At 55.8% G+C, this 24,765-nt stretch carries 18 protein-coding genes and 1 pseudogene; 13 read left to right on the forward strand and 6 right to left on the reverse strand.

All coding sequences use genetic code 11. The annotated features are described in order from the left end of the window. Positions 1-43: 43 nt before the first annotated feature. From FRD01_RS21645 to FRD01_RS21665, 5 genes are all read right to left on the reverse strand, one after another. Positions 44-856, reverse strand: a complete 813-nt coding sequence (locus FRD01_RS21645; RefSeq protein WP_249755821.1) for an acyl-CoA thioesterase — start codon at positions 854-856, stop codon at positions 44-46. Between the two features lie 10 nt (positions 857-866). Next, complete coding sequence (locus FRD01_RS21650) at positions 867-3,146, reverse strand: hypothetical protein (protein ID WP_146963021.1); 2,280 nt, start codon at positions 3,144-3,146, stop codon at positions 867-869. A gap of 90 nt (positions 3,147-3,236) precedes the next feature. After that, a complete protein-coding gene (locus FRD01_RS21655) occupies positions 3,237-4,547 on the reverse strand; it encodes a hypothetical protein (protein ID WP_146963022.1) in 1,311 nt (436 codons plus the stop codon). Between the two features lie 122 nt (positions 4,548-4,669). Next, entirely contained in the window at positions 4,670-5,734 is a 1,065-nt protein-coding gene (locus FRD01_RS21660) for a vWA domain-containing protein (protein WP_249755822.1), read from the reverse strand. 65 nt (positions 5,735-5,799) lie between these two features. Next, entirely contained in the window at positions 5,800-7,902 is a 2,103-nt protein-coding gene (locus FRD01_RS21665) for an FG-GAP repeat domain-containing protein (protein WP_146963024.1), read from the reverse strand. 179 nt (positions 7,903-8,081) lie between these two features. Between FRD01_RS21665 and FRD01_RS21670 the strand changes: the two genes are divergently transcribed. From FRD01_RS21670 to FRD01_RS21730, 13 genes and pseudogenes are all read left to right on the forward strand, one after another. Further along, the gene (locus FRD01_RS21670; RefSeq protein ID WP_146963025.1) at positions 8,082-11,300 is read left to right on the forward strand and encodes a putative metal-binding motif-containing protein; all 3,219 of its coding nucleotides are present in this window, start codon (positions 8,082-8,084) and stop codon (positions 11,298-11,300) included. 111 nt (positions 11,301-11,411) lie between these two features. Further along, positions 11,412-11,810, forward strand: a complete 399-nt coding sequence (locus tag FRD01_RS21675; RefSeq protein WP_146963026.1) for a DUF302 domain-containing protein — start codon at positions 11,412-11,414, stop codon at positions 11,808-11,810. A gap of 71 nt (positions 11,811-11,881) precedes the next feature. Further along, positions 11,882-13,051, forward strand: a complete 1,170-nt coding sequence (locus FRD01_RS21680) for a cystathionine gamma-synthase (RefSeq protein ID WP_146963027.1) — start codon at positions 11,882-11,884, stop codon at positions 13,049-13,051. Further along, complete coding sequence (locus FRD01_RS21685; RefSeq protein WP_249755823.1) at positions 13,044-14,018, forward strand: M23 family metallopeptidase; 975 nt, start codon at positions 13,044-13,046, stop codon at positions 14,016-14,018. The genes FRD01_RS21680 and FRD01_RS21685 overlap by 8 nt, the downstream gene beginning before the upstream one ends. 93 nt (positions 14,019-14,111) lie before the next feature. Next, positions 14,112-14,489, forward strand: coding sequence for an NADH-quinone oxidoreductase subunit A (locus FRD01_RS21690; RefSeq protein WP_146963029.1), 378 nt, complete (start codon positions 14,112-14,114; stop codon positions 14,487-14,489). Beyond that, a complete protein-coding gene (locus tag FRD01_RS21695) occupies positions 14,480-15,031 on the forward strand; it encodes an NADH-quinone oxidoreductase subunit B (protein WP_146963030.1) in 552 nt (183 codons plus the stop codon). Before FRD01_RS21690 ends, FRD01_RS21695 begins: the two co-directional genes overlap by 10 nt. Then, positions 15,031-15,585 (forward strand): NADH-quinone oxidoreductase subunit C, encoded by a 555-nt coding sequence (locus FRD01_RS21700; RefSeq protein ID WP_146963031.1) that lies wholly within the window; start codon positions 15,031-15,033, stop codon positions 15,583-15,585. The genes FRD01_RS21695 and FRD01_RS21700 overlap by 1 nt, the downstream gene beginning before the upstream one ends. 8 nt (positions 15,586-15,593) lie before the next feature. Beyond that, the gene (nuoD, locus tag FRD01_RS21705; RefSeq protein WP_146963032.1) at positions 15,594-16,799 is read left to right on the forward strand and encodes an NADH dehydrogenase (quinone) subunit D; all 1,206 of its coding nucleotides are present in this window, start codon (positions 15,594-15,596) and stop codon (positions 16,797-16,799) included. Positions 16,800-16,825: 26 nt separating this feature from the next. Continuing rightward, positions 16,826-18,364 (forward strand): NADH-quinone oxidoreductase subunit G, encoded by a 1,539-nt coding sequence (locus FRD01_RS21710; protein WP_146963033.1) that lies wholly within the window; start codon positions 16,826-16,828, stop codon positions 18,362-18,364. Between the two features lie 4 nt (positions 18,365-18,368). After that, complete coding sequence (locus FRD01_RS21715) at positions 18,369-19,508, forward strand: complex I subunit 1/NuoH family protein (protein WP_146963034.1); 1,140 nt, start codon at positions 18,369-18,371, stop codon at positions 19,506-19,508. Between the two features lie 8 nt (positions 19,509-19,516). Then, positions 19,517-19,960, forward strand: a pseudogene (locus FRD01_RS21720) (NuoI/complex I 23 kDa subunit family protein); the annotation flags it as partial. 308 nt (positions 19,961-20,268) lie between these two features. After that, on the forward strand, positions 20,269-21,117 hold the full coding sequence (locus FRD01_RS21725; protein WP_146963036.1) for a hypothetical protein: 849 nt from the start codon (positions 20,269-20,271) through the stop codon (positions 21,115-21,117). Further along, positions 21,114-23,459, forward strand: coding sequence for an FG-GAP-like repeat-containing protein (locus tag FRD01_RS21730; protein ID WP_146963037.1), 2,346 nt, complete (start codon positions 21,114-21,116; stop codon positions 23,457-23,459). The genes FRD01_RS21725 and FRD01_RS21730 overlap by 4 nt, the downstream gene beginning before the upstream one ends. On the opposite strand, the gene FRD01_RS21735 is transcribed toward FRD01_RS21730, so the two are convergent. Continuing rightward, positions 23,409-24,746, reverse strand: coding sequence for a multiheme c-type cytochrome (locus tag FRD01_RS21735; RefSeq protein WP_146963038.1), 1,338 nt, complete (start codon positions 24,744-24,746; stop codon positions 23,409-23,411). The genes FRD01_RS21730 and FRD01_RS21735 overlap by 51 nt on opposite strands. Positions 24,747-24,765: the final 19 nt, after the last annotated feature.

Genomic DNA, 24,765 nt, shown 5'->3' on the forward strand with positions numbered 1-24,765 from the left:
ATGCCCCCTTAGGCTAAGACAGCGTTATTCTCAAGGGTCTTCGCTAAGCCGACGCCTTTGAGAATTCAGAGAAAACCTGTCTGGACTTTGCCAAGATTCTACCTTGGCCGTCCCCAAAGGTCGCCTCGGTGTCGGCGTATCCTTCTTGAGAAAAGGTCGTCTTTGCGTCGTACGAAAACCACTCCGTGGAGGCGATGGTCGTGTGAGCGTCTGGAGTAAACGCAACCGACCAGGTGGCCGTGCTTCCTCTTGCGGGGAAGGTCAGCGCGGACCAAATGGCGGGTGGCCACGCATCGATTAGCGCCAGTATGGATGCGGGCATGGAGTGCGCTTCAGGGGAGAGAAACTCAAGTTCGGACTTGGACCGAACCCAACCTTGTGCACGCGCTGCTGCACCGCTCAGCGGGAACGCATCACCTGACCATTTGTACTCAAAATGGGAGGTAAACTCCGGGGCGAGTCCCTGACCAAAGTCGATTGTGTGAAGGGTGTCAGGGGCCGGAAGAACTAGAGGTTCTGACACGATATCAAGCCCGGTTTTCCTCGCCTCACCAAACGCGAAAAGACCTATTGTTTTGACTTCCCCGTTTTGCTCAATCTCCGTCTGCAGATGGGTCATCGAAGAGCCCTCCCGCAAGACCCGGCGCTTGAGGGTAGCGGGGCCCGACTCAAGCGGGCCAACAAACGAGATGGTGGCCGAGCGCGCCGACCCAGAAACGCCTGCAGTGGCGCCCATCATCAAATAGGCTCCCGCTAAGCCGCCGTAGACCGCACGGCCTTGACCCCATGTTTCCGGGACGGAAATTTCAAACCTTTCCGGCGATTCGGTTGGGTTGATTTGAAAAATGACTCCCATTTTTGACTCCTTATGGTGCTGCGGCTGGAGCCTCTCCTGCCGGCGCGGCATCAGCGGCTGGCTCTGCAGCTTTGGCTGCCTCAGCTTCGGCCTCAGCCTTGATCTTGTCTGCAGTGTTCCGCGGCGCATACTCGCCCAGAACTTCTACACTAGATGCCTGAGGCGGGAGGTAGGTATCAAGTTTACCTAGATACCAGGCGATGGCGGCTCCAATGAGTACGAAGAGAAAGACCCAAACACCCCAATGGCGCTTCTTCTCGGCAAAAGGATCGACGTGGTCGCGCGCCGCGCCTTCTGGCAATACCGCAAGGCTTGTCAGCGAGCGTCCAAACGGTACGTTGATTTTCGCAAGCGAGTTCACAGCCCATCCGTTCGCGTCCAGAAGCGGGCCTAGATTGCGTTTTCGGAGCTTCATCCACGCAATTGCCATGGACGGTCCGCTGATGACTAAAAGTAGCGCTAGGAAGCCCACAGGCATCCAGATTCCTAGTCCAAAGAACGCCTCTAGAATCATGCCGAGCGCTGCGGTGAGACCACCGACGGCAACGCCGAGAGCAGCCACTACGCCAACGTCCAGCTTCTTTGATTCGGCGGGCTTTGTTTCCACGGCCTTTCCACCAGTAGCCGCCGCATCTGTTGCTTTGGCGGCGCCATCAACCTTGGCTTGCGACTTCGCTTCTGCGTCTTGCGCGCGCTTTGAGATTTGATCTTCGATCATGCGCAAGAACTTCTTGTACGGACTCCAGAACGCCTGTCGAATACTGATGGGGTTTTCTACGATCTTAGTGACCGTCGCGTCCCAATCGTTTCCGTCTCGGTCGTAGAAGACGCCGTTTCGGCCCACCATGAGGTTGTCGATGTCGCCATCTGTGACTGCCGCGGCAATGGCCATCTTTTCGCCCTTCGCATTCTTCAAATCACAGTAGAGGAGGTAGGCATTGGAGTGGCTCGCCATGGAGGCGTGTCGCCCAGCATCGGTAACATGGACGCACAAATTACAGGCGCGACGGTCAATATAGAGGGTGCCGAGCTGGAAAATCCCTGGGCTGGTCGCCGAGTAGAAATCGCGGAACGCCACAAAGTTATTGGCGATAGCCATGAGATCTCGATTGAAGCGAACGAGCTTCTCTACGTTTTCCAAAGCCTTCGCCATGGGTTCGACTTCGAGATCCTTGTCGATCAACGCCTTCAAGTCGTCGCGTCCGGTACCTGCATTTAGCTCCTTGATGCGTTCAGCACTCAGGTCACCTACCGATGCTTCCGGCTTTGCGGAAACCCACTTTTCATACGCCGAAAACTTCGCGCAAATCTCCAACCACTCCGACTCCAAAAGACCCACTTTTTCGCCCAAAATCGGAACAATCGCCTTGTCTCGGAATGCGTGAATTGCTTTCATCCATGCGGGATTGAGCCCTTCGTGAAGTGGTAGGGTCTGGTTGTCTGAGACGCGGGCGAGCGGGAAATGAGCGACTTCTTCGCTGCTGATGTGCAGGTCTTTTGCCGCGATGGCCAGGTATTCTGTCTCTTCGCGATTCAGCGCCGTGAGGGCACGTGAGTCGTAGGCAGCCACATTGACGCGGGCGAAATAGTCGTCAACTTTGGCTCGAACGGCCTTGATGGCCTCCCAGGCTGCTTGCGTATCGTCGCCGAGGGGCTTTACATCTTCAGCAACCCCGTCCTCGAGCCATGTCGCATGGGCAGCAATGTTGTCGAAAAAGGTGTCGATCTGTGCGGCGTTTAGGCCCGGGTCGCTGTTGCGATCTGTACTCGGCTCAGCGGTTGCTTTGAGCGCATCTGCGAAAACGGCCGCAAGCGTTTCGTCTTCCACGGAACTCGCCGGGATTACGCCGTCACCGTTCCATTTCTGCTTGTCGAAACTCGCGGTTGCGGCTTCAGTATCTTCGACCGAGATCTCCTTTGCTCCGGCCTTGTCGACCGTCTCCAGAATTCTTTCGGCCGTCTTCTTTAGAAGTTTGGAGTCGTCCGTGCCTTCAGAAATTGCAGAGAGGACCAGGGATGCCTTTCTGTTGGCCAAGACTTCCACGTCGCTCAGCATGCGTCCACACCACTCGGCTGCTTCGATCATCTCGCTGGCTCGGACGCGCTTATCCTTGTCCGTATCCAAAAGTTCGAGGGTTCGTTCGTCGAATTCTACGCCCGTAGTTGGGCACGCGAGGGCAACCCAAAGCTTTTGGTCGAGTGCGCGCAGGTTGATGAGATCTTTGCCGGTTTGAAGTTGAACTTGGTCCACCCCACCTGCCACGAAAAAACGCCATGAATGTTCGGCCATCCCTTAATCTCCAAGAAAAATCAAAGTCCCCCGAAGAGCTATCACTCGCGGGGGATTGGCGCAATCAGGGAGAGCCTTTCCGAGCGTTCATCAGCGGCGAATTGGTGCGCCTCGTCGGTCTGATTTGGAGCTTGGGAGCCCGCGAGTAGTGTCGGACTTGCCGCTCTCCTTCTTCGAAGAGGATTTCGACTTGCCTGGGCCGTATGCAGGGTCAGCTGCGTGATTCGGATCCACTCGGTACTTCGAAGTCGTGTTCTGCGGTGCTGGCTTTCCTTTGACATTTCCAGCGTTGTTCGGATTTCGCCTTCCTTGTGGGATGGCCGAATCGCGAGTTCGTGGCTGATACCTTTCGCGTTCGATGGTGTTCGACTTTCGAGGCTGGTTGTCGAAGGTTCGAGTCGGGCGATCGTATCCTACGCTATTTCCGCGGGTGGTCGTCTCGGCGTTGCGGCGGCTAGGAGTGCTCACAGTCTTGCCGCGTGTGGTCGGAGTGTTTTGGAACCGGTCACGGGTCTGCTCAGGGCGATTGTTGTTTTGCCGAGGCACATTTCTGACTGGGACATTTCTGTTCGGGATGTTGCTCGAGGGCAAGCCGCGGTCTGAGTTCGTGTTTACAGGGCGAGTCGTTTTACTTGGACGAGTTGTGTTGATGGGCCGTCCAGCATTCACGGGCCCTCCAGTGTCTACGGGCTTGCCAGTGTTTACCGGCCGGCCCGTATTGACTGGCTTGCCTGCATGTGCGGGTCGCCCAGTATTTACGGGCTTTCCTGTGGTTCGAGTATCAGAAGGACTTTGGTCCAAGCCACGCCCTCGGTCGGCTGTGTTTTGAGGAATCGTAATCGTCTTTGGCACCCGCTTCTTTGGAGTCGCCTTAGGCGTCACACCGCGCTCTGGGCGAGCATCCGCTACCTTGCCACCGGTCTTGGTGCGTACTGGGCGGTCGACAGGCCGACGAGTACGATCGTTGTGCGTCTTGGTGGTCGGACGAGACGTTGTGTCACGCACTCGCGGATGGTTGCTTGTGTCGGCATGCGTACGCTGAGGCCGTTTGCCTGAGTAATAACGGTCGCGGTCGCGAGGGCGAATATGACGCTCACTCACGTATCGGCGCTCGTGCTCAATCCAAATGTACGTGGTGTTTTGATAGACGTAAGTATCGCCGTAGTACACGTAGATAAACTCGCGCTCGTACTCGGTGGGTGCCGGGTATACGTAAGTTTCTTCGTAGTAGGTATCGGCGTAGCCGTCGTACCCGGGCTCGTAATACACGTCCTCGTAGTACGTATCTTCGTAATAAGGGTCGTGAGTGGTCTCTGTATAAACCGTGCGAGAATGCCCGCCAGTGACACACGCTGATGCGAACATGCTGAGGGCTGCAAGTAGTAGAAGTTTCGGAGTCATAATCTTTCCTCGGGTAAGTTCGTTCACATCAACTCAGACGCTCTGCTTTCTGGGAAATTCAAAAAGTAGAGGAGGGCTCTCTCCTCCTCAGACGGGCGGCGCGAAAAGCAACTCACCACCTCTCAAGGGGCGAGGAAGAACCAGGGGAGCTCGGAATTGCCGGAGAGAATGCGGCCTTCAACGAGAGAACCACTCGCGGGAGCTGAACCGCCTTCCCAGCATTCGTAGGTTTCTTCGGTGTAGCCTTCGGCCAGGCCGTCAGCTACCGCGTCGAAGAGGTCGTAGAGCCGTCCTGGCTCGTCTACCGAAGAATAGAAGCCGCCGGTTCGTTGTGCCACGCGCTGCAAATCCAAAACGGTGTTTGTCTGTTGATCACCATAAGCTTCCGGGTCCCAGGCCGATGCCGAAGCTGGCCCAAGTCCGATGGCGAAGATCGGCACGCCTGCAGCAATTGCCTCACGGCTGACCGAGTCCAGATCGAAGTACGTCGATTGGTTATCCTGGCCATCGCTCAGGATCACGATTGCACTTCCTACGTCTTCACCGGTCTCGCGGTTCAGGTTTTGCCTCGCGATCGCGGTCTCTTCGATCATCTCTCCGAGCGAGTCCCAGAGCGGTGTACCAACGGGCTCGTACCCCATGAGTTGGTCAACAGAAGCCTCGGCGTGCTCGGAAGAGTCCGTAAAGTCCGACAAGATTCTGGTCGCTAGCATTTCAGGATGTGGCGTGGGGCCGAATTCTCCCAAGAAGAGATCGCTTCTCGGGGCAACGTCTTGGACTTTCCAAACGAATCGCCTCGCCGCGCCAACCCGCTCACGGCCCGGGTCGTGAGGACACGTGTCACACTCACCGTTAAAATACTCGAGTTCCATGCTGCCAGACCCATCCACGAGCACTGTGAAAGCGTTGACGGGTGCCCCACCACGAGGCGTGTGGCCGCGGCGCCGACACTCCGACCATTGGCCAAACGAGTCGCGAGTTTGGACTTTAGCATCCGGCCCAATTCGCTCTCCGACGCTCAAAACCACCTGCCCAGAATTGCGGAAATCACTGCTCGGATTGGCACTCAGAAGAGATTGAGCCGTAAATTCTCCAGACTCGATCGAATCCACAAAATCGTTGAATTCAGCGAGTTCTTGGCAGCCAGAAAGAAGGAAAAGAAGCGGAAGGGTCAGAAGGCGTTTCATTTGAAATTCTCCAGTGGGTCTATGCCTTTGGGACGGCATCGAGGCTGGAAAATTCAAAGACGAGACTAGAAACAACCGGTGTTGAAAACGTCGGCCGTTCCGTCCCCGTCAAAGTCTCCGAACAACGCGTTGCCGGGAGATTTCGAGTCGATTCGAAGCATGCGCCATCCTGAGTTGCCGCCATCCGAGACCCACCAACGGTCGCCGTTGGCCCTCAAAACGTCAGTCTTTCCATCGCCCGTTACGTCGGCGAAATGAAGCGAGGCCAGCCCAACTCCGGAAGAATTCAGTGGTCTCCAAGGCTCCGATGCCCCTGGCGACCAGCGCCATTGGCCCGAACCCGTGCTGAACGCGTCGGTTTTTCCGTCGCCATCAAAGTCCCCAAACCGCAAGGAACTTAGCGCCGCGCTCGATGTGTTCAGATTGGCCCAGGCTTGGGTCCCGCTTCGAGACCATCGCCAATGGGTCCCGGTGGTGGTGAACACGTCGGTTTTTCCATCGCCATCAAAGTCCGCCAGGACCAGGCTAGAGAGTGTTTCTGTTGCGTTTCGAAGGGTTGTCCAAGGGGATGAGCCGCCGGACGAATAGCGCCAAGCCGAGCCATTCGCATTGAACACGTCGGTTTTTCCGTCACCATCAAAGTCTCCGAAACCCAGATTCTCGATGGTGACATTGGAGGTGTTGAGGTCCTTCCAAGACCCGAGCCCTGATGTCACCCATCTCCATTTGCCAGAACTCGTCGAAAAGACGTCGGTCTTGCCGTCCCCGTCAAAATCACCAAGGGCCAGGCGGTCCATGCCGAAGCTCGATGCCGTCAAGTAGCGCCACGGTCCGCTTCCGCCCGCTGAGTAGCACCATCGAACCGGCTCGCAATCGGCTCCTGTCTGATTGTACTGATTGGGTGCTGAGCCGCTTGGAGAGCGGTCAACATGGAAGTTCCCTGTGAAGAATCTCTGGAGCGCAGCGCTCGAAGGCCCGCTCCGTGCCAGGCAATTATCGTAGAGCCACGAACCCGTTTGTGGGCGTCCTCGAACCACCAAAGCGTAGTGGTCCGGAGGCAAAACCGTATTGTTATGAATGAGCATGCGTCCGCCGGCGAGTTCGCTACCGTTGTCGGTATTTTCGTTCTCGCCGTGCATATCGAAGACGTGGCCATTGGCGTTTTCCAAGACCAGATTGTAGCGCGCCTCGTAATCTTGGCCGGGCTCTCCGCTGCCGGCTATGGCGTGGCGCATGTAGTCCATACGGTTATGCTCCACCAAAACCTTCACGACGCCCGTCGACCCTCGTCCCAATAGTACGCCGTAGCCGAGGCCCTGGCGCTGATTGTGATGGATATGAGAATGATGAATCCAATGGCCGACTGAATCCGATAGATTCACCGCGGCAAGCCCGAATCCGGCGATTTCGGAGTTGTCGACCTCGAGACCGTCATGACGAGAACGGATACCAGAGGTTCGAGGCATACAATCACGGCAGTTTTGTCCGTTTGTTCGGTCCTCGCCGGTGCAGTTATCGGGGTATTGTGGGGGACATTGACTTGGGTCGGGGCCGTGGAGTCGAATTCCAGAGAGTCGGACATCAGCTCCACATGCGTCTAAGAGGGTTCGATTGACGATTTCTGTTCCGTAGAGGAGCGCGCCTGCCGAGCTGCCGCGCCCGCGCCCGCTGACGAGCCAAACCCCGCCCGGTATGCAGATCGAGGGGCCGGTGATATCGATTTCCGCATCGTCTTCCACGTAGACAATATCACCTGATTGAGCCGCTTCCAGAGCAGCTTCGAGGGCCGCCTTGGTATCTACGATGGTCATGCACGCGGGATCGCGCTCAAAGGCGTCCGGATAGCCCGCGCCGCCCCCATATCTCCAACTCGCGCTCTGAGCGGCGTCAAGCGGGCGACGCGCGTAGTGTCGCGAACAATCCGGAGGCTGGTTGCCCTGGTCTGAAGGAGGCGCCGCCATATCTGTTCCTGGCTCAAGGTCCGCGGCATCCGGAGCCAGTGGCCCGCCATCGGAGACCACGGGGCCTTGTGTATCGTTCGGCATATCAACGTTTGGAGTGATTGGGTCCGGACCGCCGACCAACGCTGGTCCGTCATCCTGGCCGCAGGCACACACGCTCATCACGCCAAAGGTAAAGAGCAAATTCAATAGTCTTTTCGCAAACATCAGAGGTCCGTTTTTCAATCCTTAACTCGTCTAGGATAGCTCAAAAAAGGCTTCGCATCACGTGTAGTAGACTGTGTTCAAGTTGAATACAGAAATTGGAGTCTCAACGAGAAGAGTCGAGAAAATACTGAGTTGTTCTGCCAAAATAGCAGAATTCTGAATTACACACGTGGTTTGAAGTGAAACGACTCCTATTTTTTCTGGCCATTGGCCTCGTATTCTCCTGTAGCGACGATACTACCCAGACTAACACGGGTCCGAACAACCAATCGACGCAGACCTGCGTGGATCAGGACGGTGACGGTTTTTACGTGGGTATTCTTTGCGACCTCGAATGGGATTGCGACGATGGCGACGCATCGATTCATCCAAGGGCCACCGAGCTTTGCCACGACCAGAAGGACAATAATTGTGACGGCGCGGTCGATGAGTTTTGCCCAGACTGCGAAGATGGAGCAACGCAGGAATGTGGTGATTCAGATGAGGGCGCTTGCGCTCAGGGTGTTTCAACGTGTTCGGGCGGTGTCTGGGGCGAATGTGTAGGAGCTATCAATCCACGCATCGAAATCTGTAACGGCGTCGATGACGATTGTGACGGCCAAATTGATGAGGACGCTCAGCTATGCGACGACGGACTACTCTGCAATGGCACGGAATCGTGTCAAAACGGCCAGTGCGTGCCCGGCGAACCTGTCGATTGTTCTCAAGCCAACGGAGCCTGTCAGACTGGTATCTGCCTGGATAAGGACGGAAGCTGCGAAACCTTGCACAAACCTGATGGCGAGGCCTGTGATGACGGCCTTTATTGTACCGTCAGCGGGGCATGCTCTGAAGGCGAATGCGTAACTGCTCCGAGGGACTGCTCGCATTTGGACGGACCTTGTACCGTGGGCGTTTGTGATGAGTCAGGCCAAGGATGCGTAGCCCAGCCAATCGCGGATGGGACCACCTGCGATGATGGCCTCTTTTGTACTTCGGGCGATGTCTGCTCAGCCGGAGTTTGTGGAGGCGCACCGACCAATTGTGATGCGGCGTCAGATCAATGCAATACCGGCGTCTGTGACGAGAACGCTGATGCCTGCGTACCCCAACCGAGAGTCGACGGAACCACATGTGAAGACGGGCTCTACTGCACGGTTAACGATGTCTGTGCCGCCGGCGCATGTGTGGCCGGAGGAACCCGCGAGTGTTCCGCGCAGGGCGGTTCTTGTAGAACCGGAGTATGCGACGAGGCTACCCGCTCGTGTTCGGGCGATCCGGTTCCCGACGGCACATCGTGTGACGATGGACTCTTCTGCACCGTTCAGGACTCCTGCCAGGCCGGCACGTGTCAGGGCGGAGGCGCGAGGTCATGTGCCGCGCAAGACAACGCCTGCAATCAGGGCATCTGTAACGAAACCAATCGCGTTTGCTCGACCACCCCGAGACCCAACGGAACAACGTGCGATGACGGACTATACTGCACGGTACAGGACACCTGTCAGACGGGGGCTTGTGTGGGTAACCTGCGAAACTGCCAGTCCGTCGCTGATGCCTGCAACAATGGGGCGTGTTCCGAATCGCAAGACTCCTGCGTTCCAGTCCCCAGATCCGATGGCACGACGTGCAACGACGGACTCTTCTGCACCGTCAACGATGTCTGTGTTTCGGGGCAATGTAACTCGCAGCCGCGCGATTGCTCAGTAGCCTCAAACCAGTGCAACACGGGAACTTGCAACGAAGCCGGCCAAAGCTGTGTCGGTGTTCCCGTAGGTAATGGAACCACCTGTAACGACGGGCTCTTCTGCACCGTTAACGACTCCTGCTCCAACGGATCTTGTGTCGGTGGTGGGGCTCGAGATTGCTCGTCGGCGACCAATGGTGATGTCTGCCTTATCGCGAGCTGCGTGGAACTCACGGATATGTGCGTCACGGCCAACGATCCGATGTGCTGCGACGTCAATCAAGATGCCGACCTCGACGGGTCTAACGCGTGCCAAGACTGCGATGATAGCGACGCCTCGATTCGGCCGGGCGCGGTGGAGCGTTGCGATGGTCTCGACAACGATTGTGACGGCATGATCGACGAGGACTTCGACCTCGACGGTGATGGATACGCGACCTGCGGCACCGATCCGGCGATCCGAGACTGCGACGACTCAAATCCCAACGTCTATCCCGGAAGGGCCGAAGATTGTGGGCCCAACAATCTCGGAAACCAGATCGACGACAACTGCAACGGCTATGTGGATGAGGGTTGTAACCCGTGTACTACGACCGACGTGGATGGTGACGGAGTTACTGAGTGCGACGGAGACTGCAACGATAGCGACGCAACCATCTACCCAGGCGCAACTGAAACCTGCGACGGGAAAGACAACGATTGTAATATCTACACCACGCCAAACTGCGATGTCTCTCAGCGCTGCAACCACGACTTAGACGGCAATTACGAGAACGACGCAGATGTCTGTGGTGACAAGCAAATCTGTGCATGTCTCCTTGCTAATAATGGCTCGTGTACCGGCGACTACCGCTGCACTTCGTTCTGCAATAGTAGTGATACCGGCACCATCGGGGACGGCTGTCAGGCGAATCAAACCTGCATTTTGGACTTGAGGTACTCCGCAAACATCCACGGTTGTAACGCAGTCACCACCACCATCGGGACTCGCCGCGGCGGTGCGACATGTTCACAAGATTCTCAATGCCGAAGCCAAAGCTGCGAAAAGGCCGGAATCGGAAACGCACCGAGCATCTGTTTTGACCTTTGCACCTCGGATGAGCGATGCGATTCTTCCGCCGTTTGCCGCGTGTTCAGGACGGCTGCCACTGTCAACTCCCCAGGAAATATGGACGGCCGCTGCTGGTTGCCACCGGCAGCAAGCGCAAGCCCAGTGGGAGCAACTTGTACGTCGGATGCGCAATGCAATCGGGCACTTTGCACTACCGACCCGAACAACGCTCAGAGATATTGCACCGAAGCTTGTTGCACGGACGATGATTGCGCAAACGGCTATTCCTGCTCGTTCGGTGGGTCCGCTGAAGAAGCAAACGTCATCTTGCCAGTCGAGGGAGCTCCAGCATGTACAAACGACTCCCAGTGCACCGGACAAGGCGGGACCTGCTACAACGGACGTTGCGCATGGCGAATTGTTGAGACCGTCGGGCAATGTGTGAAGGACGTGTCGGGGCAGGGAAGTCGGCGAGGCGGCCAGGCCTGTACGTCGAACAACCAGTGTGAGTCCCAGTTCTGTGAAAAAGACCTCGGGATCTGCATCGAGCCATGCTGTGCCGACTCGACGTGCCCAACCGGTCTCGAATGCCAAATGCAATTCGTGCAGACCTCGTCCAATCGCGCCACCCAAGCACGGGTGTGTGTCAACGTCACCGTGCCCGACGTCATTCAGAAAAAATAGGAATAAGTAAGACGGCTCTCCCAAAATTGAAACGTACCCATAGAAAGTTTCATCTGACTCATGCCCTCATTCTCGCCCAATCAATCGCGAGATTCACATGCGGAGGAAATCATGAGTTTAGAAAGAGACTATGCGCTAACGAAGAGTTTTAATGGAAGTGTTGCTGACGCGATCACCAAGGTTCGAGAAGCCCTCGCGACCGAAGGGTTTGGCGTGCTCACGGAGATCGATGTTCAGGCTACACTGAAGAAGAAGCTAGACGTAGATCGACCGCCTTACATGATTCTAGGCGCCTGCAATCCAGCGCTGGCGCATCAAGCGTTGAGCGCGGAAGCGCCCATCGGTGTGCTCCTGCCTTGCAATGTCACAGTTTTCGAAGACGATGACGGCAAGACTTGGATTCAAGCCATTGACCCAATCGCCATGTTTTCCGTGGTTGGCCGCGACGATATCTCGCCGATTGCCGACGACGTCAAAGCCCGACTCGTGCGCGTGCTCGAAAAGGTTTGATGCCGGGTCTAGACAAGGTGTGAAAGGGTTGGGTACAAGGTCGGGGACACCTTGTGGACACGGATTTTAAGATGCACGACCCGAAATCAACCTACGAAAACCAAAAGTTTGGAACCCGCGCGATTCACGCCGGTCAGTCTCCCGAGCCAACGACCGGCGCGATCATGACGCCGATCTTCCAGACCTCGACTTATGTTCAATCATCGCCGGGTGTGCACACCGGGTTTGAGTACAGCCGTACACAAAACCCTACGCGCCACGCCCTCGAGGATTGTCTCGCGAGTCTAGAAAAGGCAAAGCACGGCATCGCGTTTGCGTCGGGATGTGCGGCCACAACCACCATTTTGCACACCCTCGATGCCGACGCACACGTGGTCTCCGGAGACGACGTCTACGGCGGCACGTACCGACTTTTCACCAAGGTCTTCCAGGGCAAGAGTGTCGATTTTTCCTTCGTCGACATGACGGATATTTCGGCTTTCGAAGCCGCGATTAAGCCCAATACGAAGCTCATTTGGTTGGAGTCCCCCACGAACCCACTGCTCAAGATTTGCGATATTCGCCAGATCTGTGAAATCGCGCACGCAAAGGGCATCAAAGTGGTCGTGGACAACACGTTCATGAGCCCTTATTTCCAGACACCTCTCGATCTGGGCGCTGATATGGTGGTTCACTCCACCACGAAGTACATCAACGGCCACTCCGACGTGGTGGGCGGTATCGTTCTGACCCGAGACGACGAGATCGCGAATCAATTGCGATTTTTGCAGAATTCGATCGGCGCGGTACCTGGGCCGTTTGATTCCTGGCTGGTACTCCGCGGAGTGAAAACCCTGCATGTTCGGATGCGCCAACATGCATTGGGTGCCATGGCCGTTGCAAAGTACTTGGAAGCGCACGATGCCGTTGAGCGCGTGGTCTATCCAGGGCTTGAGTCGCACCCCCAATTCAAGATCGCCCAGGAACAGATGCACGGGCCTGGGGGCATGATCACTTTCTATCTCAAAGACGGCCTCTCAAAGGCTCAGTCCATGCTCGAGAACGTGCGAATCTTCGCGCTCGCCGAGAGCCTTGGCGGCGTGGAGAGCCTCATCGAACATCCCGCGATCATGACGCACGCATCCGTTCCGGCTGACGTGCGCGCCCAACTCGGGATCTCCGACGGGCTCGTAAGACTTTCAGTGGGCATCGAGGATATCGAAGATCTCTTGGAAGATCTGGAGAACGCGTTGCGTGCGTAAGACTCTGGCTTGTCTTGGGGTGATCGCGTGGCTGGGATTCTCGTCCTGCGCGACTCAGCCGGGCACGCCTGTATGCCTTGCTGGAGCCACACTCGACGAAGGTGGTCAATGTGTTGCGCAGCGGGCCGCCGTCCATTATCTGCCCTTTCGCGAAGGCTATAAAACCTTCGTGAGCCAAGCCTTCCACGGTGCCCAGACCCACAAGGGTTACGACGCCTTCTCCGTAGACTTCGAGTGCGAAGAAGGCGACCCGATCGTGGCCAGCCGATCGGGCAGGGTTTGGGATGTTCGTGAGGATTCGAATCATGGATGTCCCGATCCGGTGTGCGGCAAAGACTCAAACTATGTGGTCATCGATCACGGAGATGGGACCTATTCGAGCTATCACCATCTTCGCTACCTCGGCGCAATGGTCGAACGGGGTGAAGAGGTCTGTGCCGGCCAAGTGATCGGAATGTGCGGGTCCACAGGTTATGCCACAGCTCCACATCTGCATTTTACGCTCAGCGACCGGGTTCGAACGCTGCCCTTGCGATTTGTGGAGGGGTACCACCAAAAAGGCAACGGGGTGCCAATCGCCAAGACTCAATACGTCTCCGAAAACAAACTTCGGTCCCAATGCAGTGTTGGTCAGTGGTCCGAATTGGGGCGTGGAGCCTTTTTGCATCAGGGCATAGAACTCGATCGGGGCGTGCCATTGGTGCTCAAACCCGGCAGCAGAACGATCCTTTCGGGGCGCTTTTTTGGAGACCAACCTAAGATTGCCGTCCACCGAAGATCGGCGGATTCGGGGACGTGGATCTCAGAATGTGTGGATAAAGGACCCAACGGTGAGTTCAGTGTTATCATCGATTGGCCGGCATTACGATTTCCATCCGGACGCTATCGGATGATGATGACAGGCGCCGATAGTGCTTGCTACGAGGCCTCTTGGGCGTGGAGCTATGACGTTCAAGTCCTTCCATGAGCGTTTGACAGTGCGCGGGTGAGCGTGCTACCACCTGCGCGCACCGAAGTGCACGTAAGTGGCATCCTAGCTGCGGTATTCACAGGACGAAGAATGGAAATTGCTGATTACCTTGGGTTTGTGCTTCTAACGCTCGTTGCGTTCGTCGTCGTCGTCGCGATCACGTTCTCAGCGAACGCTTTTGGCCCGCGTAACCCGACCAAACAAAAGGTCATGCCCTACGAGTCAGGCTCTGACCAACTCGTGGCGCCGCAAGAACACCGTTTTAGCGTTAAATTCTACATGGTCGCGATAAGCTTCATCCTTTTTGACCTAGAGACCGTTTTCTTGGTCCCCTGGGCAATCAGCTGGAAGCAAAGTCAAATGCTCGGTTTTGGCCTCTACTCGCTCGGTGTCATGATGCTCTTCGTGGCGGTGCTGACGATTGGACTGGTCTATGAGTGGAAGCAAGGAGGTCTGGAATGGGATTAGAGTATAATTTGCCCGAATCCGTGGTTGTGACCACGCGACTTGAAGATGTGGTGAACTGGGCGCGAAAAAACTCGTTGTTCCAGTATCCGTTCGTAACCGCGTGTTGCGGCATGGAGTACATGGCCACTGCGACCGCACGCTACGATATCGCGCGTTTCGGCGCGGAGATCCCTCGTTTCTCGCCGCGCCAGGCAGACTTGCTCTGGGTGGTCGGAACCGTGAACCACAAGCTCGCGCCTTACTTACGCCGGATTTACGAGCAGATCGCTGAGCCCAAATGGGTGATTTCGTTCGGTGTTTGTGCCTCCACTGGTGGCTTCTACGATAATTACGCCACGGTGCAGGGGATCGACAAAATCATCCCTGTGGACGTCTACATTCCTGGCTGTCCTCCACGACCAGAACAGGTTCTGGATGGTCTGCTCAAGCTTCAAGAGAAGATTGAGCACGAGCCCTGGAGAAAGTACGCCTACGAAGAGAAGAAGGCCCAACGCGAAGGCGCTGAGCCCGAAGAGAACCCCTTGTTCCGAAGGGTAAGATAATGGCGAAGAAACTTATCGATCTCGTGAAGAAGAAATTCGGTGATGCGCTTTTGCAATCACACTCACGACTTGGAAACGATACCGTCGTTGTCAGCAAGGACTCGCTCGCCGATGTGATCGAGTTCCTGCGTGATGATGAAGCCTCAAAGATGAACTTCCTTCGGGATATCACGGCTGTGGACTACCTCAACCGCCGGCCCCGATTCGACGTCGTCTACGTCCTCTACAGCATGGAGCTTAAGCACATGTTGGTGGTGCGTGCTCCGCTGGAAGAATCCGACGTCTCCCTGCCTACGATCGCTCATCTCTACGGCTGTGCAGCATGGCTCGAGAGAGAGGTGTTCGACATGTATGGCGTCAAGTTCGTAGGCCACCCGGACCTCAGACGCGTTCTTCTTTACGAAGAGTTTGAAGGCCATCCGCTGCGCAAAGACTACGCGACACAGGCATCACAGCCACGAATCGAACTGCTCTCACGTGAGCGTGACTCCGTGGAAGAGTTCAGAAAATACGTCAAAGACGAAGACATCAACACCGGCTCACGCGCCGACTAGGATAGACCATGGCTGAAGATATCTTCCAAGGAATCGATCAGGATATCCATTCCGAACCCATGATTCTGCAGATGGGACCGAGTCACCCGGCCACCCACGGCACCGTGAGGTTCACTCTGACGCTTGACGGCGAGAGTGTGGTCAAATGCGACACGGAAGTGGGCTACCTGCATCGCGGGTTTGAGAAAGAGTCTGAGAACTCAACGTGGACTCAGGTGTTCCCCTATACGGACCGCTTGAACTACGTCTCTCCGCTCCTGAATAACTTCGGGTACGCGCTCGCTGTCGAGAAGCTACTCGGAATCGAAGTCCCTGAACGTTGCGATTATATCCGCACGATCATGGGAGAGGTCAGCCGTCTATCAGACCACCTCACCTGTGTGGGAGCTGGCGGACTCGAGCTCGGAGCGATGACCGCCTTCCTTTACGCCATCGAAGGTCGCGAGCTTGTGTGGGATTTGATCGAGCAGGTGACTGGTGCCCGTCTGACCGTCAGCTACGGCAGAGTAGGGGGTGTCAAAGACGATCTGACCCCAGATTTCGCCGAGAATTGGGCCGTCGTCAAAAAGCGACTCCTCGAGATCCACGCCACCACCCATAAGTTGCTTACGCGTAACCGAATCTTCCTCGACCGAATGGAAGGAACCGGTGTGATTACGCCCGAGGCCGCGCTCTCGTACGGCTATACCGGCGTGTGTTTGCGCTCCACCGGAGTGGCCTACGATGTCCGAAAAGACCACCCGTACTTTTGTTACGATAAGGTTGACTTCGACGTACCGGTGGGTGCCCACGGAGATAACTTCGACCGCTATCTCTGCCGCATGGACGAGATCCTTCAGTCGATTCGTATCATCGACCAGTGCCTCGCTCAGATTCAACCCGGGCCCGTAAACTCGGACGACCCGCGCGTTGTGCTCCCTGAGAAAGTAAAGGTCTACAACACCATCGAATCCATGATTCAGCACTTCAAGATCATCTTCGAAGGCATTCAGGTCCCACCGGGTGAGGTCTACTCCTATACCGAAGGTGGAAACGGTGAGCTTGGCTACTACATCGTGTCGAACGGCACTGGAAAACCATGGAAAATCCACGTGAGAGCTCCAAGCTTCATCATGATGGGTGGAATCCACAAATTATTCGAAGGTTCGTTGCTCGCAGATATCATTCCCACTTTTGACACCATCAACATGATCGGTGGGGAGTGCGACCGCTAACGCGAGTCGACGAGGAGAATATAGTCATGCCAAAAGTTAATATTAACGGAACCGAGATCGAAGTCGATCAGGGGACAACCATCCTCCGAGCCGCTGCAGAAGCGGGCTTTGATGTTCCACATTTTTGCTACCATCCATCCCTCTCACGCCCTGCCAACTGCCGGATGTGTCTGGTGGAGGTAGAAGGTTGGCCGAAACTCCAGCCAGGTTGCTACACGGCCGTCTCCGACGGGATGGTGGTCAAGACCGAGAGCGACCGCGTCGTCAAGGCACGAAAGGCGGTTCTCGAGTTCATCCTCCTCAACCACCCGGTCGACTGCCCGATTTGCGACCAGGCCGGCGAGTGCAAATTGCAAGACTACTACGTCGACTATGACGCTCAGGAGTCTCGTCAGCGCACTGAGAAGCAAAACAAGGTCAAGGCGTATCCAATCGGACCTGAGGTCGTCTACGACGGCGAGCGCTGTATTCTTTGCACCCGTTGCATTCGATTCTGCGAAGAGATTACGCAGACCGAAGAACTTACGATCGTCGAGCGTGGTGACCGCGCCGAAATTCGTGCTTTCCCGGGACGTGAACTCGACAACGATTACTCGATGTGTGTGGTGGACCTCTGTCCCGTTGGCGCACTTACGTCTCGCGATTTCCGATTCAAGTGCCGCGTATGGCTTTTGACATCCACGGATAGCGTTTGCACAGGATGTGCGACCGGGTGCTCGATTCACCTCGACCATTTCCGAAATGAGATTCAGCGCTACCGTCCACGCTACAACCCAGGGGTCAACGACTACTGGATGTGCGACAAAGGGCGACTTTCCTACAAGGAAGTTCACACCGGTCGTATGGTTGAACTCGCGGTCAACGGAGCCTATGTCAACTGGCACTCGGGCATGGAAGCTGCCTCCTCGAAGCTTGAAAAGGCGATCGAAGAAGGCGGCGTCGGGATGTTGATTACACCTCAGTCGACCTGTGAAGACCTGCACCTCGCCAAGAAGTTTGGTACCGAGGTCGCCGGAGCATCCTTCTTCGTCGGCGGAAAGCCTGACGGAAATCAGGACGACTTCTTGATCCATCGCGATAAGAACCCCAATCGGGCAGGGCTCGAGAAGGTCTTCAAAGGCACTACGGTTGAGCGATTCGAATCGCTTGTCGACAAGATCGAGAGCGGTGCAATCACCTCACTGATCATGGTCGGACCTTGGATCCCTGCGTCGGGAGAAGCACAAGCTCGTTTTGCGCAAGCGCTCGAGAAGCTCTCGCTCTTTCTCTATATCTCGTCACATGCTGGCGAGTTTGCACAGAAAGCCAACGTGGCGTTGCCCGCCGCGACACACGCGGAGAAGGACGGAACGTTCGTCAACGTCAAGGGTGTAGAACAGGCCATTCATCAGGCCTTCGCTCCGCACGGAGACGCACTTCCTGAATGGCAAATCTTCATGCGCCTTGCTAAGGCACTCAAGAAGCCCTTCGGATACACCTTCCTCTCGGATATCCAGAAAGAAATGTTTGTAGTCGAAGAGGCACCGGCACCGGCTGAAGAGCCGGTCCAACCATCTGCTGAGTGAATTTATGTGGATTGAAATTTTAATTACGATTGCCAAGATCGTCTGCATTGTACTCGGTTTTGTGATGGCTCTTGCGAGTGCCATGACTCTACTCGGTGACCGAAAGCAGTCCGCTGCTATTCAAAACCGTGTCGGACCTAACCGAGCGCGCTTGCCGTTCATCAATCACCCGCTCCTTGGGGTTCCGCACTTCCTCGCGGACGGCCTTAAAATGGTCCTCAAGGAGAACATCGTGCCCCAAGGGGCTCATAAAGGGCTGCACACTGTCGCTCCGGCCTTGGTGTTCCTGCCGGCACTCCTCGGATGGGCCGGTGTTCCCTTCATGGACACGTGGTGTACCGGTGAGATCTTGGTCGACAAGACGAACTGGCAAGATATCTGTACTGGCGAAGAGAAGTACTATTTTCAGATCATGAACTTTAATGCGGGTCTGCTCTACGCATTCGCAATCGCGAGTATCTCGGTTTACGGGGCGGCGATCGCGGGTTGGGCATCCAACAGCAACTTCTCACTCCTGGGTGGTTTGCGCTCATCTGCTCAGATGGTCTCGTATGAAGTCACGATGGGTCTCTCGCTTGCGGGACTCATCATGATTTACGGAACACTCGACCTCAATGAAATGGTGCGCCAACAGGGCTATCTGCTCTGGGATTGGCTCCCTATGTGGGGCATCGTAGTGCAGCCTCTCGCATTCTTCCTCTTCTTCCTCGCCGGTATGGCTGAGACGAAGCGCGCACCGTTCGACGTGCCAGAGGGTGAGTCTGAGATTGTTGCGGGTTATATCACCGAGTACTCGTCCATGAAGTTCGCGGTAATGCAGCTCGGTGAGTACGCGGCTACCGTCTTCATCGCAGCCTTGATCGCGATTCTCTTCCTCGGTGGTTGGCACGTCCCGTACCTTTTCGCGGACGGCTTCCACTTTGGAAATGCGCTTCATGTTGAGCTTCCGTACCCGGCTGTCGTCGGTCTGCGGATCGTCGCGATGTGCACCAAAATTATCATTCTCGTCTGGCTTCAATTCATGATGCGTTGGACGCTTCCACGTTTCCGTTACGACCAGATTATGGTGCTCGGTTGGAAGATTCTGCTCCCCTTAAGCATTGCTAATCTAGTGGTTACTGCGCTTATTATGGCGATTATCTGAGGTAGAACATGGCGAACAAAGTCGAAGTTAAGCAGGTTGAACGTCATAAGCAGGGTCTTTGGGAAAAGAGTTATGTTCCGGAGATCGCACGTGGCCTCAAAGTCACCATGCAGCATTTCTTCCGAAATATTCAGCCGGACAAAGAAAAGCGCTCAACGTTTACGCGTAACTACCCCGAAGAGGCGACAGAGTATCCTGAGCGCTATCGTGGTCTTCACCGCCTGATGTTGCGCGATGATGGTCAGGTGCGTTGCGTGGCCTGTATGTGCTGCTCAACCATTTGCCCAGCCAACTGCATTCATATCGAAGCTGCTGAGCACGATGACCCTAACATCGAGAAATATCCGCGGATTTTCGTGATCGACGAGCTGCGCTGCATCGTGTGTGGCCTGTGTGTAGAAGCATGTCCGTGTGACGCTATCCGCATGGATACTGCGATTCACTGCCATCCATACACCGACCGCGGCGAGGCCTTCCTCAATCGCGACCTCCTCATGTCGATGGGTGGCCCCTCCATGGCGGTTCAAGGCGGGGAACGCTAAACCGGAGAATTGGGACTTCTTGTCACAATTCGTCACCATCTTCTGCTACTGGCTCGCGTTCACTGACTTAGACGTCATATCTTGAAAAATCGCCAAGTCGTTGGCTTCAAATAGGATACCACCTACATGTAGGTGGTTTTTCCCTTTCTTGTACCAGGGTGGCACGAAGATTGAACATCTAGGAGGTATTACCGTTGCGAATTGGCAGAGGAGATACGATGGTTTTGAATGTTGGTATCAAGGTGGCCCTGGTGGCGCTCCCCCTCGTTTTTTGGGGTTGCGACGATGGCGGGGCCAACCAGTCACAAGATTCGGCTGAGACGCGCTCTCAGGCGCTCTCAAGCAGGTTTGACTTTAACATTGCCGATGGGGCGTTTGTTCAATCCATACACCAACAATCATTCATTGAGGGGACCCTGCGTGATGCCCCAGAGAATGCAGACCCCGCTAGAATCTTCGATGCGGTTCTCGTCTCCGAAGGCAAAAGAACGCCAATCCTCGACGGGGTTGAGGACGCAAAATTCCTAGGTGACGGCAGCGTTATCGCGATTTCCAATCAGCACGAGCTGATACGTTGGACCCCAACGTCTCAGACGAAAGTGATGGAAAATGTCTTTGGTCCGCTCAGCGTCGCAGGGCAAAAGGTCGTCTTCACCGTAGGCGAGTCGATGCCCGACTTTCGGGTTGTGGCCCTTGATCTTGAATCGGGGCAACAGTGGGACGCGCCACGAAACATGAGTCCCGCATGGTCTCCGGTAATCGACCACGACGGCAAGAGGGTACTCTTCACCACGTCCTACAGATCGGAATCAACGATTGTGCTTGGCAACCTGGGCAATGAATTTCAGGTCGAGTCCGAGTTTGAGGTCGATCTACCTCCATCCGGAGTCAACGCTCCGATCCTGAAGTCGGACGCACTAATCACCCAGACCGAAATGGGACTCAAGAGACTTCATCTACCCACCAAAACGTGGACGGACCTCAGTGGAGACCTTCCGCTGCAAAGTACCGATGGCCGAATTTGGGTCCATGATGGCGGACTTCGTGAAATCAAGGAGGGCAAATGATGCGCTGGATTTTATGTCTTTTGACTCTCTTTGTGACAATGGAACTTAGCGCACAGGTCAAGATGCGCCGCCCGTTCAACAATAACGTGGCCTTCAACTACGGCTATGACAACCGTGGAGGCTCTGGGTGTACGGACTGGAATTGCGGTGGTCATTGCTACGACGGCCATACGGGAACTGACTTTCCGATTCCTCTTGGCACAGACGTCCTGGTAACCGCCAATTCTACCGTAGTTTCCACATATAATGGATGCGCGGACTATGGCTCCTACGGCAACACGTGCGGTGGGCGATGCGGCAATCACGTCAAAGTACGATACGGGGATGGAACCACATCGGTCTATTGCCATATGAAACGGAACTCCATTGTCGTGAGCACCGGACAGTCATTGTCTTGTGGTCAGAAGATCGGTCAATCGGCGAGCTCGGGAAGCTCCACGGGACCGCACCTTCACCTCGGTTGGACGGCCAGTTCTACGCGCGACGTCTTTAGGGGCGCATGTACTTCCTCGCCAGGCGCTTGGAATCAACAGAATGGCTACAGGCAAGCCGTTGGAACTGCGTGTTCGTGTGTTCCATCAGCCGAAGTATGCGATGGACGCGACAATGATTGTGATGGTCAGGTCGATGAAGGGGTCAAGAACGCGTGTGGCCAGTGTGGCCAGGTACCGGCTGAGGTCTGTGACGGTCAAGACAATGATTGCAACGGAGAAGTAGACGATCAGGAAGTCTGTGAGATCGACTGGATGAATCAGCGCTCGGAGACCTACGCACCTGCTATCTCAACGGATGTAAACGGGGATGGAAAAGCGGACGTTTGCGGCCGAGGTTCTCGCGGTGTGTGGTGTCATCTGGCCAACGAGGTGGGCTTTGAGCCAGCACCTTCAGCGCATGCGACGTTGAGTGACGAGGGCAATTGGGACCAGGCAAAGTATTACAGTACTGTTCGCATGGGAGATATCGACGGTGACGGAAAGGCCGACCTCTGCGCTCGTGCAGGCGCGATGGTCTACTGCTGGTCCTTCGGTGAAGAAGAATGGTCGCGCGTTGAAGGGCCAACCCTTTCTGACGAATCCGGCTGGGGCAAGGTTGAGCACTATTCGACCATTCGCCTCACCGATATCAACGGCGATGGGCGCCAGGATATCTGCGCACGTGCAGCAGCCGGCATGCGCTGCTGGCTCTCGACCACCGAGGGATTCTCAGGCTCTTTGGCTGGCCCCGAATGGTCCAATGCTGCTGGATTCAATATGGCCAAATATTACGGCACGTTGCGTACCGGAGATATCAACGGTGACGGAAAGGATGACCTCTGTATCCGAGGTCCCGAAGGCATGACCTGCGCATTGAGCGATGGCGAGGGATTTGGCGAAGAATTTGCCGGTCCAGCGTTCTCAGATGCCAACGGTTGGGGACATATGAAGTACTGGACATCCATCCGCCTCGCGGACGTCAATGGCGACGGCATGGCTGATATCTGCGCCCGAAGTTCCAGCAGTTTACGGTGCCACTTCTCTGAGGGAACAGCGTTCGGAGAAGCTGTGGAAGTAGCGGCGCTCTCGGACGAATCTGGCTGGGGCGACGTGAGCAATTACGCGACCTTGAGAGTCGGAGATATCAACGCGGACGGCGCCAAGGACCTCTGCATTCGCGCTAACGCAAAAATCATTTGCTACGCGTGGAGCGGCGCGGAATTCCAGCGTTTTGATGGGCCAGAATGGTCGGATGAAGACGGTTGGAACTCTCCAAAATACTACGACACGATTCGCCTCGCGGACTTCGACGGCGACAATCGTGCGGATATCTGCGGTCGTTCGCCTAATGGCTGGACCTGTGTCAACGCGACAGGGGAGGGCTTCTCGGAAGTCTCACTCCTCGATGAGTTTACTGACGGAGGAGGTTGGGACGCCAAGCAATACTATACGACCATACAATACGGCGGACCCGCATGTAAGCTCGTTGAGACCTGCAATGGCCGAGACGATGATTGTAACGGTCAAGTCGATGACCAGCCGGTTGATGAAGGTCTCCCATGTGAACTCGAGACCCCAGAGCATTGTATGCGTGGTGAACTCACGTGTTCATCGGGAGGACTTGAGTGCGTTGCGGTCAGGGATATCTTTAATCCTGAGTGCGTAGCCCAAGATCCCGAGAACAACGGGGGAGGTGTCATTACGGATCCAGATTCACCTTATAATAACGGCCAGGATCCAACGGGAGAAGCTACGCCTCCGCAGATTCAGGCGGAAGGGGCGTTCTGCTCCTCGACACAGGCCCAAAACCCCTGGCTCCTATTCCTCGCTCTTGGCTGGTTCTTCCGGCGTCGTATCGTCGCGAAGTAGAGTGCGTTTGGCGCCTTCTGGGCCAAGCTCCCAAACGGATTCATGGAAGAGCCGACCACGAACGTACCTGCCTTCCAAGTGGTGGTGGTCGAACGCGTCTTGATACATTCTGAACTTCTCCGCCTTGACCTCAATCTTAGAGGTTCCGGCGGGGAATTCATGTGTCGTAATCTGCGATTTGCCAGCTGGGATGCGATTGTCCGAGAGCTTCTTGATTTCGGGCCACCATTGAAACTTAGAGCCGATCTGAAGCTCGTAAGGCGCCACTAGACCTTCGGCGTTGATTTGCACGACCAGGTGGCGCTCAGGGTCTCCAGTAGGCATATGGTGCCCAGCTTTGTTGTTTAGAATCTCAAGCTCCACCCAAACACACGGTTCAAATTTTTCGCACTTCCTCTCGGTTTGGCGAAGCTCGAACTCTACACCACTCCCGTAAATCTTCCTCAGGGGCGCAATCTCGGCCTCGAATTTTGGGTGTTTTGGGATCAGGCTTCCGCCGAACCAGTGGCGCCGAGTTTTGCGCACAGGAAGACCCTCTTGAATCGCGACTGGCCTCTCGACTTCCGGCATGTGGCAGCTCTGGCAGGTTTGGCCAGCCTTGGCGGCGGGGCTTTGTTTCCACTCCGCTCCGGTCGTAAAGAAGCAGCCGAGCGTCAGTTCAGGAAAGACGGCCTCAGCCTGATGGCAACGCACACAATTCTCTTCAGTCAGTAATGACTCGGACTTTTGCACAGGATGAGGTGCTCGGCTTTGGTCTCCCCACGGGCCGAGGATTTTTCCGTCGCGAACGTGGCACGTGGCGCAGGTGATAGCCTCGAGCTGTAGCTTCTCATCGTAGTGAGGGTTCTCCACGTATTGTGGGGAGTTGAGCTTACCGTCGTTGAGACCTACGACGAGTTTTGGAAGTTGATTCATGACCGGCGTGTGGCAATTCACGCACATCCATTCCACGTCTTGGTCTGGTCCGGTTCCGCGCGACTTCTTGAGCTCCTCTTGAAACTGTGCGTCGTCCATCCACGCCCTCGCATGGGTCGAAATTTTCCACTCCTCGTAGATTTCGGTATGGCAAGACCCACAGGTGGCCGCGCTGATGTCTGGAAGTCCTTTGGGAACCTCTTGGTGCATCGCGATTGGCTGCTGGAAATACGGCCGAGACTCGTAGAATTCGGTCGATTTCTCGATCGCCTTCTTGGCGGCGTCCGCGTCTGCTTTTGGCTTTGGCGCTGGCTTGTCGCAAGCAGCAAAAGAAGCAGCGAAGAGAAGTGAGGTGGCGGATTTTCTAAGCACGTTTTTCAGGCGAAAAGGG

This window comes from Microvenator marinus (genome assembly GCF_007993755.1).
GTDB lineage: Bacteria > Myxococcota_A > Bradymonadia > Bradymonadales > Bradymonadaceae > Allomicrovenator > Allomicrovenator marinus.

Excerpts from the sequence above, each read along its gene's own strand:
- FRD01_RS21645 (WP_249755821.1), bottom strand. The coding sequence starts at position 856 with ATGGGAGTCATTTTTCAAATCAACCCAACCGAATCGCCGGAAAGGTTT.
- FRD01_RS21650 (WP_146963021.1), bottom strand. The coding sequence starts at position 3,146 with ATGGCCGAACATTCATGGCGTTTTTTCGTGGCAGGTGGGGTGGACCAA.
- FRD01_RS21655 (WP_146963022.1), bottom strand. The coding sequence starts at position 4,547 with ATGACTCCGAAACTTCTACTACTTGCAGCCCTCAGCATGTTCGCATCA.
- FRD01_RS21660 (WP_249755822.1), bottom strand. The coding sequence starts at position 5,734 with ATGAAACGCCTTCTGACCCTTCCGCTTCTTTTCCTTCTTTCTGGCTGC.
- FRD01_RS21665 (WP_146963024.1), bottom strand. The coding sequence starts at position 7,902 with ATGTTTGCGAAAAGACTATTGAATTTGCTCTTTACCTTTGGCGTGATG.
- FRD01_RS21675 (WP_146963026.1), top strand. The coding sequence starts at position 11,412 with ATGAGTTTAGAAAGAGACTATGCGCTAACGAAGAGTTTTAATGGAAGT.
- FRD01_RS21680 (WP_146963027.1), top strand. The coding sequence starts at position 11,882 with ATGCACGACCCGAAATCAACCTACGAAAACCAAAAGTTTGGAACCCGC.
- FRD01_RS21690 (WP_146963029.1), top strand. The coding sequence starts at position 14,112 with ATGGAAATTGCTGATTACCTTGGGTTTGTGCTTCTAACGCTCGTTGCG.
- FRD01_RS21695 (WP_146963030.1), top strand. The coding sequence starts at position 14,480 with ATGGGATTAGAGTATAATTTGCCCGAATCCGTGGTTGTGACCACGCGA.
- FRD01_RS21700 (WP_146963031.1), top strand. The coding sequence starts at position 15,031 with ATGGCGAAGAAACTTATCGATCTCGTGAAGAAGAAATTCGGTGATGCG.
- nuoD (WP_146963032.1), top strand. The coding sequence starts at position 15,594 with ATGGCTGAAGATATCTTCCAAGGAATCGATCAGGATATCCATTCCGAA.
- FRD01_RS21710 (WP_146963033.1), top strand. The coding sequence starts at position 16,826 with ATGCCAAAAGTTAATATTAACGGAACCGAGATCGAAGTCGATCAGGGG.
- FRD01_RS21715 (WP_146963034.1), top strand. The coding sequence starts at position 18,369 with ATGTGGATTGAAATTTTAATTACGATTGCCAAGATCGTCTGCATTGTA.
- FRD01_RS21725 (WP_146963036.1), top strand. The coding sequence starts at position 20,269 with ATGGTTTTGAATGTTGGTATCAAGGTGGCCCTGGTGGCGCTCCCCCTC.
- FRD01_RS21730 (WP_146963037.1), top strand. The coding sequence starts at position 21,114 with ATGATGCGCTGGATTTTATGTCTTTTGACTCTCTTTGTGACAATGGAA.